Source organism: Deinococcus sp. LM3, assembly GCF_002017875.1.
Classification (GTDB): domain Bacteria; phylum Deinococcota; class Deinococci; order Deinococcales; family Deinococcaceae; genus Deinococcus.
Map to the genome: position 1 here is coordinate 2,098,371 of NZ_MUFV01000001.1, position 11,940 is coordinate 2,110,310.

General features: G+C 70.2%; 11 protein-coding genes and 1 pseudogene. 8 read left to right on the plus strand and 4 right to left on the minus strand.

The window, feature by feature from the left end:
* Position 1 precedes the first annotated feature (1 nt).
* The 3 genes from BXU09_RS09895 to BXU09_RS09905 all read right to left on the minus strand — a co-directional run bounded on the left by BXU09_RS09895 (position 2) and on the right by BXU09_RS09905 (position 3,632).
* Complete coding sequence (locus BXU09_RS09895) at positions 2 to 1,708, minus strand: helix-hairpin-helix domain-containing protein (RefSeq protein WP_078302154.1); 1,707 nt, start codon at positions 1,706 to 1,708, stop codon at positions 2 to 4.
* Between the two features lie 160 nt (positions 1,709 to 1,868).
* Positions 1,869 to 2,654 (minus strand): histidinol-phosphatase, encoded by a 786-nt coding sequence (locus BXU09_RS09900; RefSeq protein ID WP_078302156.1) that lies wholly within the window; start codon positions 2,652 to 2,654, stop codon positions 1,869 to 1,871.
* A gap of 51 nt (positions 2,655 to 2,705) precedes the next feature.
* Positions 2,706 to 3,632 (minus strand): EamA family transporter, encoded by a 927-nt coding sequence (locus BXU09_RS09905; protein WP_144012058.1) that lies wholly within the window; start codon positions 3,630 to 3,632, stop codon positions 2,706 to 2,708.
* A 189-nt stretch (positions 3,633 to 3,821) separates the two neighbouring features.
* Here BXU09_RS09905 and BXU09_RS09910 point away from each other — a divergent pair.
* The 8 genes and pseudogenes from BXU09_RS09910 (at position 3,822) to BXU09_RS09945 (ending at position 11,011) form a co-directional block, all read left to right on the plus strand.
* Positions 3,822 to 5,836, plus strand: a pseudogene (locus tag BXU09_RS09910) (M14 family zinc carboxypeptidase).
* A gap of 154 nt (positions 5,837 to 5,990) precedes the next feature.
* Entirely contained in the window at positions 5,991 to 7,049 is a 1,059-nt protein-coding gene (gene argF, locus BXU09_RS09915) for an ornithine carbamoyltransferase (protein WP_078302158.1), read from the plus strand.
* Complete coding sequence (locus BXU09_RS09920) at positions 7,049 to 7,567, plus strand: GNAT family protein (protein WP_078302160.1); 519 nt, start codon at positions 7,049 to 7,051, stop codon at positions 7,565 to 7,567. The genes argF and BXU09_RS09920 overlap by 1 nt, the downstream gene beginning before the upstream one ends.
* Entirely contained in the window at positions 7,564 to 8,085 is a 522-nt protein-coding gene (locus BXU09_RS09925; protein ID WP_078304925.1) for an NUDIX domain-containing protein, read from the plus strand. The genes BXU09_RS09920 and BXU09_RS09925 overlap by 4 nt, the downstream gene beginning before the upstream one ends.
* A 58-nt stretch (positions 8,086 to 8,143) precedes the next feature.
* Positions 8,144 to 8,407, plus strand: coding sequence for a hypothetical protein (locus tag BXU09_RS09930; protein ID WP_144012060.1), 264 nt, complete (start codon positions 8,144 to 8,146; stop codon positions 8,405 to 8,407).
* Positions 8,404 to 9,321: an N-acetyl-gamma-glutamyl-phosphate reductase gene (gene argC, locus BXU09_RS09935; RefSeq protein ID WP_078302164.1), complete on the plus strand. Its 918-nt coding sequence runs from the start codon at positions 8,404 to 8,406 to the stop codon at positions 9,319 to 9,321. The genes BXU09_RS09930 and argC overlap by 4 nt, the downstream gene beginning before the upstream one ends.
* 118 nt (positions 9,322 to 9,439) lie before the next feature.
* Positions 9,440 to 10,270: a shikimate 5-dehydrogenase gene (locus tag BXU09_RS09940; protein ID WP_240501159.1), complete on the plus strand. Its 831-nt coding sequence runs from the start codon at positions 9,440 to 9,442 to the stop codon at positions 10,268 to 10,270.
* Between the two features lie 108 nt (positions 10,271 to 10,378).
* Complete coding sequence (locus BXU09_RS09945; RefSeq protein WP_144012061.1) at positions 10,379 to 11,011, plus strand: hypothetical protein; 633 nt, start codon at positions 10,379 to 10,381, stop codon at positions 11,009 to 11,011.
* A gap of 120 nt (positions 11,012 to 11,131) precedes the next feature.
* Here BXU09_RS09945 and BXU09_RS09950 read toward each other — a convergent pair whose 3' ends face one another.
* A complete protein-coding gene (locus BXU09_RS09950) occupies positions 11,132 to 11,908 on the minus strand; it encodes a ScpA family protein (protein ID WP_078304927.1) in 777 nt (258 codons plus the stop codon).
* Positions 11,909 to 11,940 lie beyond the last annotated feature (32 nt).

Below are 11,940 nucleotides of genomic sequence, written 5' to 3' on the forward strand. Positions count from 1 at the left end.
GTCAGGTCCGCGCGGCCCGCTGCGCCTGCACGAACGCCAGGAACGCCTCGCGCTCCAGGGTGTTCACCACGTGCGCCGGGGTCAGGCCGGCCTTGCGGGCGACCATCACGCCGTATTTCGCGTCTTTCAGGCCGCCCAGCACGTGGGCGTCGGTGTTGATGGCGAACGTCACGCGGTCACGCCACGTCAGGGCGACGCGCCAGTCGATGTCCAGGCGGTAGGCGTTCGCGTTGATCTCGACGACCGTGCCGCGCTCGGCGCAGGCGGCCATGACGGCGTCCATGTCGAGGGCGTAGCCGGGGCGGCGCAGCAGCAGGCGGCCCGTGGGGTGCCCCAGGATGGTGACGAGCGGGTGGCTGGCGGCGCGGATCAGGCGTTCGGTCTGCCGCTCGGGGCTCAGCGTGAACAGGCTGTGGACGCTGGCGACCACGTAATCCAGCTGTGCCAGCACGTCGTCCGGGTAGTCCAGGGTGCCGTCGTCGAGGATGTCCACCTCGGCGCCCGCCACGAGCGGCACGCCCGCCGCCTGCAACTCGCGGATTTCCTTCAGCTGCGCGTGAAGGCGCTCGATGCTGAGGCCGTTCGCGTAGTGCGCGGCGCGTGAGTGGTCGCCGGTGCCCAGGAAGCCGTGGCCCAGGCGGACGGTCTCGGCGGCCATGTCGGCAATGCTGCTGGCGCCGTCCGACCACGTGGAGTGCGTGTGCAGCATGCCGCGCAGGTCGCCCACCGTCACGAGCGCATCCGGGTGGGGGAGGGCTTCCCACACGGCGTCATGCTCGGGGTCGCGGTACTCGGCGGGCCGCAGGGGCAGCCCCAGGGTCTTCATGACGTCGGCCTCGGTGGGCGTGTCCAGCACCTCGCCGCCTCGCTTCAGGCCCCGCCCGCTCAGGTCGAAGCCCCGCGCCTTCGCCTCCTCGCGCAGCGACTCGCGGTACGCGGTGCCGCCGCCCATCATCAGGTCCAGCGCCCCCCGGACGCCCGGCGTGGGCGCGTACGCCACCTCGACCGGCACGCCGTCCACGCGGCCCGCGAACAGCGGTTTCTTCTCGACCGGTTCCAGCCCCTCCACCACGCCAGCCAGCCGCTCCTGCACCCCCTCCGGCGAGGCGGTCACGGTCACGCGCGCCACCCGCACCGTGTCCAGGCCCCGGCGCACATCCCCCGACACCTGCGGCTCCAGGCCGTCCAGCACCCGGCACAGGCCCTCGGCGACCTCGTGCGCCGTGCTCAGGTGCTGCCGCTCCTGTGCGCCCAGCGCGAACTCCACCGCCTCCAGAAACGACGCCGCACTCTTCGCCCCGAACCCCTTCAGACCCGCCACGCGCCCATCCCGGCACGCCTCCCGCAGCCCCTCCAGCGAATCGATCCCCGCGTCCCACAACGCCCGGATCTTCTTCGGCCCCAGCCCCCGCACCCGGAACAGACTCAGCACACCCGCCGGAATCAGACTCGCGGCGTCCTCCAGCGGACCGAATACCCCCGTCCGCACGTACTCCAGCAGATCCGCCGCAATCGCCTTCCCGACCTTCGGAATACCCGCGAACGCCCGCCCTGCGAGTACATCCACCTCATCCTGCACGCCCTCCAGGCTGCGCGCCGCACTCCGGAACGCCTGCGCCCGGAACCCATCATCCCCCACCCCCAGCAGATCCAGCAGATCCGCCGTGGTCTTCAGCGCGCCCACCAGGGACTTCTTCGTGACATCCATGCCCCCAGAGTAAGGGGGATGCGGGCTGAGGAAGCGGGAGTCGGCGGGTGCGCCAAACGCCTGACCAGCCGGGCCGGTGGGCGACCCCTCAGTCCGCTGCGCGGCCAGCTCCCCTCTCCTGCGGAGCTTTGCAAGTCAAGGGGAGCCAGGAGCTTCTGCCTTACCCGTGCCGGACGCGTCCCTGGTACGTCACGATCCGCCCGCCGACGTCGTGAATCTGCTTGATGGCGTCGGTGAAGCGGTAGCCGACTTCCCCCGGCTTGTGGGCGTCGCTGCCCAGCACGAAGGGAATCCCGCGCTCGGCAGCCGCGCGGGTCAGGTCCGGGGCGGGGTACGCCTCGGCGACTGGTTTGCGCCACCCGGCCGTGTTGAAATCCAGAGCAACGCCGCGTTCGGCGATCACGTCCAGGGCGTGCAGCGCGGCGTACCCGTCCGGGTCGCGGTGCCCGAACTTCTTGGGCAAGTCCAGGTGCCCGATGGAGTCGAACAGCCCGGATTTCGCGGCGCCCTCGGCCAGTGCGTAGTAGTCGCGGTACAGGCCCGCCAGATCACGGCTGTCGTACTCCGCGATGAACTCCGGGTTGTCGAAGCCCCACGCGCCGATGTAGTGAATGCTGCCGATCACGTAATCCCACGGGTGCGCGCCCAGCACCTCCTCCACGAAGCGTTCCGTGCCGGGGTGAAAGTCCGCCTCCAGGCCCAGGCGCACGTCCAGCCGCCCGGCGAACTCGGTCTGCACGGCCCGCACGTCCTCCACGTACTGCGCCAGCTGATCCAGGCGCATGCGCCACGGCGCGTCGTACCACGCGGGCATCGGCATGTGATCCGTGAAGCAGATCCCCGCCAGTCCGGCGTCCAGCGCCGCCTGGGCATACTCGCGCGGCGACCCCGTGGCGTGCCCGCACAGGGGCGTGTGCATATGAGAATCGAACAGCGGTCCAGTCATGCCCACAGGGTACGGCAGGGTGCGTGCGTTCTTCAGTACAGCCAGCCGTGGTCAGGCCGGGCTGCGTTGCCCCGCCCGGTGCCACCAGCGGCCGCCGAACACGTGCAGGATCAGGCCAGCGAACACCAGGGCCGCGCCGATGGCCTTGCCGGGCGGGAACGCCTCCTGGTACACCAGGGCGCTGGCGATCAGGCCGAACACCGGGACCAGCAGGGACAGCGGGGCGACGCGGGCCGCGCCGTGCCGCTGGATCAGCGCGGCCCACACGCCAAAACCCAGCACCGTGTTGCCCAGGCCCATGAACAGGACGGCCGCCCAGAAGCCCGCACCGGACTGCGTGAGGGTACGGGTCACGGCGTCCCAGCCGTCCACGACGCCCGCCAGGATCGTCAGGGGAATGGGCGGAATCAGGGCGCTCCAGACGACCAGACTGAACATGTTCGCCCCGCCGGACGCCCGCACGATCAGGTTACTGACGGCCCAGCCGAGCGCGGCGGCCAGCGTGAGGCCCAGGCTCAGCAGCGTCAGGTCCCCGCCGGACAGCGCGCCGATCACGCCCATGCCCGCGAAGGCCAGCGTGATGCCCGCCACCTGCCACGGCTGCACGCGTTCGCCCAGGAAGCGCGCGGCCAGCAGCGCCGTGAAGAACGCCTGCATCTGCATGAGCAGCGAGCCCAGGCCGGCGCTCATGCCCAGCCCGATGGCGAGGTACAGCAGCCCGAACTGCACCACGCCCACCGCCAGCCCGTACCCCCACAGCAGCCGGGCGGGCATCTGCGGGCGCGGCACGAACAGCACGGCAGGCAGCGCCGCCAGCGCGAATCGCAGCGCGGCCACCAGCAGCGGCGGGGCGTCCGCCACGCTCCACTTGATGACCACGAAATTCACGCCCCAGATGCCCGTGATCAGCAGGGCCAGCAGCAGCGCGCGGGCGTTCAGGGGCGGCAGGGAGATGGGGGAGGGGCTGGAGGCACTCACTGCGCGCGAGTGTACGCCCAGCGTGGGTCCGGGCCGGAGCGCGGGAGAGCCGGCATCCCGCAGGGCTGGACGGCCCGGCCCACGGCCGCCGGCGGGCGGGTGTTACAGTGGACCGGTACCGACCAATTCATCTGCACGCTGCCCGCCGCCCCACCGGGCTGTTTCTGGCGTGCCTTCACCGGAGGTTTCATGCGTCGATTCACGAACGGCCCGGCTCTGTCCCTGATCCTGAGTGCGTCCCTGCTGCTGGGCGCCTGTTCGCAGACGCCGCAGCCCGTGGCGGCCACGCCCCCCGGCGGGACCGGTTCGCTGGTCGCCAGCGCCGACGAGTGCCGCACCTTCGAGCAGAACCCGGTCGTGGTGTCCCGCATCGACTTCAGGACCCAGCGCGACTGGCTGGACATCGTGAAGACCTTCGAACCGGTCGGCGGCAGCCTGGAGGAAGGCTTCGTGCTGCTGGACGTCGGCAAGGCTGACTTTGAGCGGCTGCGCGTGACGGGCCTGACGCGCGGCTGGACCGTGCAGATCGACGCCAGGGAAACGCAGCGGCACAGCGCCTCGCTGAAAAACCCGCTGGGCGCCCTGAGCATCAACGGCTACTCCTGCTACCGCACGGTCGAGGAGACGTACACCAGCGCGCAGAACCTCGCCGCGCAGTACCCGAACCTCGCCAGCTGGAGCAGTTTCGGGTCCTCGTGGCTGAAGACGAAGGGGCGCGGCGGGTACGACATGAACGTCCTGAAACTGACCAACAGGAGCGTCACGGGCACCAAACCCCGCCTGCTGATCACGGCGTCCATCCACGCGCGCGAGTACACGCCCGCCGAACTCGCCACCCGCTTCGCGGAGTACCTGCTCGCCAACTACGGCCGGGACGCCGACGTCACCTGGATGCTCGACACGCAGGAAGTCTGGCTGGTCCTCCAGAGCAACCCGGACGGCCGCAAGAAGGCCGAGGCGGGCGCGTCGTGGCGCAAGAACGCGAACGACACGCAGGCCTGCGGGAACGGCCTGTTCGGCGCGGACCTCAACCGCAATTTCAACTACGCCTGGGGCACCGGCGGGTCCAGCACCGACCCCTGCAACGAGACGTACCGGGGCGTGGGGGCGGCCTCCGAACCGGAAACGCAGAACCTCCAGACCCTCATCCGGGACGCCTTCCCCGACAGCCGTGGCCCCGCCCGCACCGACGCCGCGCCCGCCAGCACGCCCGGCGTGTACATCGACATTCACAGTTACTCCAAGCTGGTCCTGTGGCCCTGGGGGGACACCAGCACGGTCGCCCCGAACGGCGCGGCGCTGCAATCCCTGGGCCGCAAACTGGCCTACTTCAACGGCTACACCCCGAGCAGTCCATCGGCCTGTACCCCACCAGCGGCACCACGAACGACTTCGCGTACGGGGAGCTGGGCGTCGCGTCGTACACCTTCGAGCTGGGCAACGCCTTCTTCGAGTCGTGCAGCGCCTTCACCGGCACGATCCTCCCGCAGAACCAGGCCGCCCTGCTGTACGCCCTGCGTGTGGCCCGCGCACCGTACCAGCTGGGCAGCGGCCCGGACAGCGTGAGCGTCAGCGCGCCCGCCAGCGTCGCCACGGGCGGCACATTCACCCTGAGCGCCAGCGCCACGAACACCCGCTTCAACACCAGCAACGGCGCCGAACCCACCCGCACGGTCACCGCCGCCGAGTACTTCATCGACACGCCCCCCTGGGCCGGCGGGACGCCCACCGCCATGACCGCCACCGACGGATCCTTCGGTTCCGCGACCGAGGCCGTGCGCGCCACCGTGTCCACCGCTGGCCTCAGTGACGGGCGGCACACCGTGTACGTCCGCGCCCGCAACAACAACGGCACGTACGGCCCGGTGTCGGCGGTGTTCGTCACGGTGGGCGGCACCGTCACCCCGCCCGCCAGTACCACCTACACCGGCACGGTCGCCAGCCGCAGCAACTCCTACCAGCCGTCCACCACCGGCTTCAGCTACGCGGGCGGCACCCTGAAGGGCAACCTGAGCGGCCCGTCGGGCACCGACTTCGACCTGTACCTGCAGAAACTCTCGGGCAGCACCTGGACGCAGGTGGCCGCCAGCGAGGGCAGCACCAGCACAGAGGCAATTAACTACACGGCCACCAGTGGCACGTACCGCTGGCGCGTGTACGCCTACTCCGGCAGCGGCAGCTACACCCTGACGGAAACGCGGTAAGGGAAGCGGTGCGCAGGAGGCGGTACGCGGTGATCTTCACTGCCTCCCGCGCACCACACCCCGTTTTGCATGTCCAGTCATCCGGAGTGCATATTCATGCGCTGCGGACCGGGGGTGATTCCCTCCTGACCGTCAGCGGGTATACTCCGCCTCTATGCCGAAAGTCGCCACCGAAGCCAGTAAAGCCAGCAAGCAGGCCGGGAAAAACGCCAGGAAGGGCGAGAGCGCCCGCAAGTCAGCCGTGCGAAAAGATACGCTACTGACCCCCGAAACGCTGCCCGCGCCAGTCCTGGCCGGGCGGGACTTCCTGAGCAACCTCGACATGACCGCCGGCGAACTGCGCGCCGTGCTGGACACCGCGCACTCCATGAAACGCGGCGAGTGGCGCGCCGTGAAACCCCTGGCGGGCCTCAGCATCGCGCTGGTGTTCGAGAAGGCCAGCCTGCGCACCCGCACCACCTTCGACGTGGGCATGTACCAGCTCGGCGGGCACGCCATCACCCTCTCGAACACCGAGATCGGCCTCGGCACCCGCGAACGCGTCAGCGACGTCGCGCGTAACCTGGAACGCTGGGTGGACGCCGTCATGGGCCGCGTGTACCTCCAGCAGACCCTCCAGGAACTCGCGCAGCACGCCAGCGTCCCCGTCATCAACGGGCTGAGCGACATGCTGCACCCCGCGCAACTGCTGGCGGACTACCAGACCATCGAGGAAGGATTCGGCACCGACCTGCGCGGCCGCCGCGTCGTGTACATCGGTGATGGCAACAACCTCGCCAACAGCCACATCCACATGGGCATCCTGACCGGCACCGACGTCACCATCGTCACGCCCGTCGGGTACGAACCGAACGCCGGAGTCCTCATGGACGCCGTGCGCGCCGGCGTGAAGGTCACCCTCACCAACGACCTCGCCGCCATCGCCGGAGCGGACGTGCTGTACACCGACGTGTGGATCAGCATGGGCCAGGAAGCCGAGGCCGACATCCGCCGCCGCGCCTTCCAGGGCTATCAGGTCACGCCCGAAATGCTGGATACCCTCGCCCCGCACGGCATCTTCCTGCACTGCCTGCCCGCCCACTACGGCGAGGAAACCGTCCCCGAAGCGACCGAGCACCCCAAGAGCCGCGTGTTCGATCAGGCCGAGAACCGCCTGCACGCCCAGAAAGCCCTGATGTACCACCTGATGGGCGACCTGAAACCCCGCTGGTAATGACCACCCTCACCACCCCCCGCCTGACCCTGCGGCCCCTGACGCCCGACGACCTGCCGCACGTTCTGGCATACCGGAACGACCCGGAGGTCGCGCGCTACCAGGGCTGGCCGCTGCCCGCCACGCCGGACAGTGTGGCGGGGCTCGTGTCGGACGCGCCGCTGGGCTCGCCCGGTTGGGTGCAGCGGGCCGTCATGCTGAGCGGCGGTGAACTGCTGGGCGACGTGGGCCTGAATACGCAGGGACCACAGGCGGAAGTCGGCGTGACCCTCGCCCGCCACGCCCAGGGGCACGGGTACGCCCGCGAGGCCCTGCACGCCCTGATCACGCACGCCTTCACCGACCTGGGCCTGCACCGCATTCACGCCAGCATCGACCCGCGCAACACCCCTGTTGCCGGACTGCTGACCCGCCTGGGCTTCCGGCACGAGGGCACCACCCTCCAGAGCTACCTGCACCGGGGCGAATGGACCGACGACGCCGCGTACGCCGTCCTGGCCTCAGAATGGACCGCATGACGGCAGCGGAGGCACAGCAGGAATGGCTCGATCTCGTCAACGAGCACGACGAGGTCATCGGCGCGGTCACCCGCGAGGACGCCTACGCGCGCGGCCTGACCATCCGCGTCATCAACGCCTTCCTGATCAACCGGGCGGGCCAGCTGTGGATTCCGCGCCGCACCGCGCACAAACGTCTGTTCCCCGGCTGCCTCGACATGAGTGTCGGCGGGCACGTGGAACGCGGCGAGACGTACGAGCAGGCCTTTTGCCGCGAGACGCAGGAGGAACTGAACCTGAACGTGGACGACCTCCGCTGGCGGCAGATCGCCAGCTTTGGCCCGCGCGACGGCCTGAGTGCTTTCATGCACGTGTACGAACTGCGCCGCGACGACCCACCCATCTTCAACCCCGGCGATTTCAGCAGCGCGCAGTGGCTCACGCCCCCCGAACTCATCCGGCGCATCGAGCAGGGCGACCCGGCCAAGGGCGACCTGAAGCGGCTCGTGCAGCTGTGTTACGGGGTGGGCCGTGCATGACGCGCCGTTCCTGCTGGCCCGCGTCAACCTGCCTGAGGATGACTGGCGACCCTGTCTGATGCAGAAGCTGGATGACCCGTATATGGGACCCATGGACGGCAGCATCTTCAGCTTCCAGCGGGCCGGAGAGCTGGTGAATGCTTGCGCGTGGTGGGAAACCCTCGACCCGGAGGTCATCGGGCGCGGTGGGCACGGGGTGATCCGTATCGTGCCCATGACGCCGGACCTCTGGACGCACCTGAAACCCGGGACGTCCCTGGCTATGACACTCGAACGCCTGCACGCGCAGGTCACGCAGTCTCTGATGGAGAATCAAGCATGACAGTCCCCAGGGTATTTATTGACGGTGAGGCCGGAACGACGGGCCTGCAGATCCGGCAGCGGCTTCAGGGCCGCGCGGATATCGAGCTGCTGAGCATCGACCCGGCGCGGCGCAAGGACAGCGCGGCGCGGGCGGAGTTGCTGAACGCGGCGGACGTTTCGATTCTGTGTCTGCATGACGACGCGGCGCGCGAGGCGGTCACGCTGACCACGAACCCGGCGGCGCGCCTGCTGGACGCGAGTACGGCGCACCGGGTGAATCCGGCGTGGGTGTTCGGCTTTCCGGAACTGAACGCGGGGCAGGCGGACGCGATCCGCGCGGCGCGCTTCGTGGCGAACCCCGGCTGTTACAGCACGGGCGCGATCTCGCTGCTGGCCCCGCTGACGGGCGCGGGCCTGATCCCGGCGGACTTCCCGGTCAGTATCCAGGGGTACAGCGGCTACACCGGTGGGGGCCGGGCGCTGGTGGACGCGCACGAGAGGGGCGAGGCTCACCCGATGCGGGGCGCGTTCCTGAGTTACGCGCTGGGGCTGGGGCACAAGCACATCCCCGAGACGATGCGCTACGGGGGCCTGAGCCGCACGCCGGTGTTCACGCCGAACGTGGGCGCGTGGGCGCAGGGCATGACCGTGACCATCCCGCTGCACCTGCGCGAGCTGGGCACCACCCCAGACGCGCTGCACGCGGCTTTGAAAGCGCATTACGCCGGGCAGCCGTACGTGCGCGTGTTCGACATGTCCGACAACCCGGAGGTGCTGGACCCGCAGACCCTGAACGGCACGAACGACCTGGAGCTGTTCGTGTACCCGTCCGCCGACGGTGAGCGGGCGCTGCTGGCCGCGCGGCTGGACAACCTCGGGAAGGGCGCGGGTGGGGCGGCCGTGCAGAACCTGAACCTCATGCTGGGACTATGATTCCGCTCCGGGATCCCCGGAGCCGACTGGAAGGAGCAGGAATGAGACGACGGAGACGGAGTGGAGTGACCGGAGCGGAGCGCAGGGCACGTAGCGGAGTCGCCGGAGCGGGGCAGTCGTGACGGGCGCGAGCAAGCTGGACATCAACCGTGAGACGACGCTGTGCATGAGCGTGTCGGCCCGCCCCAGTAACTTCGGGACGCGCTTTCATAATCACCTGTACGCGGCGCTGGGCCTGAACTTCGTGTACAAGGCCTTCGGCGTGCAGGACATCACGGGCGTCGTGGGGGGCATCCGGGCGCTGGGCGTGCGCGGCTGCGCGGTCAGCATGCCGTTCAAGGAAGCGGTGATTCCGCTGCTGGACGAACTGGACGCCTCGGCGGCCGCCATCGGGTCCGTGAACACCATCGTGAACACGGGCGGGCACCTGAAGGCCTTCAACACCGATTACACCGCCATTCAGATCCTGATCGAGCGGCACGCACTGAACCGGGGGGCGCGGGTGGTGCTGCGCGGCAGCGGCGGCATGGGCAAGGCCGTGGCGAGCGCCCTGCGGGACGCGGGCTTCACGCGCGGCGTGATCGTCGCCCGCAACGAGGAGGCCGGGCGGGAACTGGCGGGGAGGTGCGCCTGGGACTGGCAACCCACGACGCCCGACGTTCAGGACGGTGACCTGCTCGTGAACGTCACGCCCCTGGGCATGGCAGGAGCCGATGAGCACACGCTGGCCTTCACGCCCGAGCAGATCGCGCGCGCGGGCACGGTGTTCGACGTGGTCGCCCTGCCCAGCGAGACGCCCCTGATCGTGGAGGCGCGGCGGCAGGGGAGGCCCGTCGTCACGGGTCTGGAGGTCGTGGCGCTCCAGGCGCTGGAGCAGTTCGTGCTGTACACCGGTGTGCGCCCGACGGACGAGCAGGTCCAGGCAGCTGTGGCCTTCGCGCGCACCTGATCCCAGTCGCCTCCGCTGCCCCCTTGAAATGACCGGCCGGATAGGGTGAAGTCTGCTCAGGTCCGGCCGGTCGCGTGGTGCGCGGCGGGCAGGCCAGGGGAGGGCAGCATGAAGCGACAGCAGCGGCAGTCGGCGGCGTGGATGCGGGCAGCGGTGGTGGGAGTGGGCGCCCTGGGTCTGGTCGGGTGCGTGCCCACCTCGTCCGTGATCCCGAACGATTTCACGGACTTCAGTGACGCGCAGCAGGCCGCGATCTGCGCCGCGTCGCCGCGCGTGGGGCCGATGGGCATCCTGGAGTACGGAACGGGCGCGGCGACCGGGAGTGTCCCGCCGGACTACGCCCTGAACTGCCCGGACCTGCGCGTGACCGCCGAACGCTGGACCGTGACCGTCTGGGCGCCCACGGTCACGGCCGCGCTGGCCGCGTTCCTGCCCGAGGCCGAGTTCCTGACGTACTACGCGGACCTGCGCGTGCGCGTCACGGATACCCAGGTGAGCGCCGACCCGATCGATTCGGTGCCGGAAGCGCTGCTGGACGAGGTGCGGCGCGTGACCGTGACCGTCACGCCGCTGGGCGGGCCAGCGCAACCGGTCCTGCGGGGTGGGGTGGTCACGCCCGTCACGCTGGAACCCGGCGCGACCTACCGCATCGACATCCGCACGGACCGCATGCCGAATCCCTGGCCGTCCGTGACGCTCGACCCGGCGTCCGGGACGGTGCAGGCGCAACTGGCCCGCTGACCTCCGCACCCCGCTCATACGGACTGCCGTTTGTTTCGCCGACAACCCGGAACCCGTTTTGCTCCTACCCGCTCCGCTCGGATTGAACGGGTTTTGCAACCCATTCAATCGGAGTCCGTATCAGTCGGGGTCGCTGGCGTCGCGCAGGTGGGACTGCACCTGAATGTCCCCGTAGGTTTCGTCCTGCTGCACGCTGAAGTTCCCCTCCTTGACCCCCTCCAGCAGCGCGGCGAAGTAGGTGGTCTGCTCGCCCCAGTCCTGGGTGGGAATGCCCCGGAACGTGAAGGTCCGCAGGCGCGTGCCGAAGGCGCGCAGGGCGCCCAGCGCGTCGGCCAGGGTCAGGCGGTCGCGGGCCAGCAGCGGCACCTCGACCTGCCGCACGGCGTTCTGCGCGGCCTTCACGAGCCGGGCGAGGCTGCCCTGCGGGTTGCGGGGCCGTTCGCGGCGCGGCAGGTTCACGGGCACGGCGCGGGCGGGGATCAGGCCCTCGCGCTCGCGGCGTCGGGCGGCCAGGAAGCCGACCAGCGCGTCCAGTTCCGCCAGGGCCTCCACGCCCCCCAGCACGTCGTCCAGCGGCTCGTCCCACCCGTCGCCCGGTTCGGGGTCGTCCGGCTCGGGTTGTGGCAGCAGTAGCCGGGCTTTCAGGGCGATCACGGCGGCCAGGGTGGGCAGCAGGTCCGGCCAGGCGCTCAGGGGTCCGCCCGTCACGGCCTGCGCCCAGGCCAGCACGTCCCGCGTGAGGCGCAGCAGCGGCACCTCGCCCGGCCCGACCCGGCCGGTCCGGAGGGCCGACGCGAGGTCCGTCAGGCTGCCCGTGAACGCCGGAAGTTGCACGGTGAACCCCTCCCCGGCCGGGGGCGGCGGGGCAGGGGAGGGCCGGGCGGGCGCGGCAGTCACGGGGGCGGTGGTCACAGGGGCGGCGGTCACGG

Coding starts and splice junctions, on each gene's coding strand:
- BXU09_RS09895 (WP_078302154.1), bottom strand. CDS start 1,708: ATGGATGTCACGAAGAAGTCCCTGGTGGGCGCGCTGAAGACCACGGCG.
- BXU09_RS09900 (WP_078302156.1), bottom strand. CDS start 2,654: ATGACTGGACCGCTGTTCGATTCTCATATGCACACGCCCCTGTGCGGG.
- argF (WP_078302158.1), top strand. CDS start 5,991: ATGCCGAAAGTCGCCACCGAAGCCAGTAAAGCCAGCAAGCAGGCCGGG.
- BXU09_RS09920 (WP_078302160.1), top strand. CDS start 7,049: ATGACCACCCTCACCACCCCCCGCCTGACCCTGCGGCCCCTGACGCCC.
- BXU09_RS09925 (WP_078304925.1), top strand. CDS start 7,564: ATGACGGCAGCGGAGGCACAGCAGGAATGGCTCGATCTCGTCAACGAG.
- BXU09_RS09930 (WP_144012060.1), top strand. CDS start 8,144: ATGCAGAAGCTGGATGACCCGTATATGGGACCCATGGACGGCAGCATC.
- argC (WP_078302164.1), top strand. CDS start 8,404: ATGACAGTCCCCAGGGTATTTATTGACGGTGAGGCCGGAACGACGGGC.
- BXU09_RS09945 (WP_144012061.1), top strand. CDS start 10,379: ATGAAGCGACAGCAGCGGCAGTCGGCGGCGTGGATGCGGGCAGCGGTG.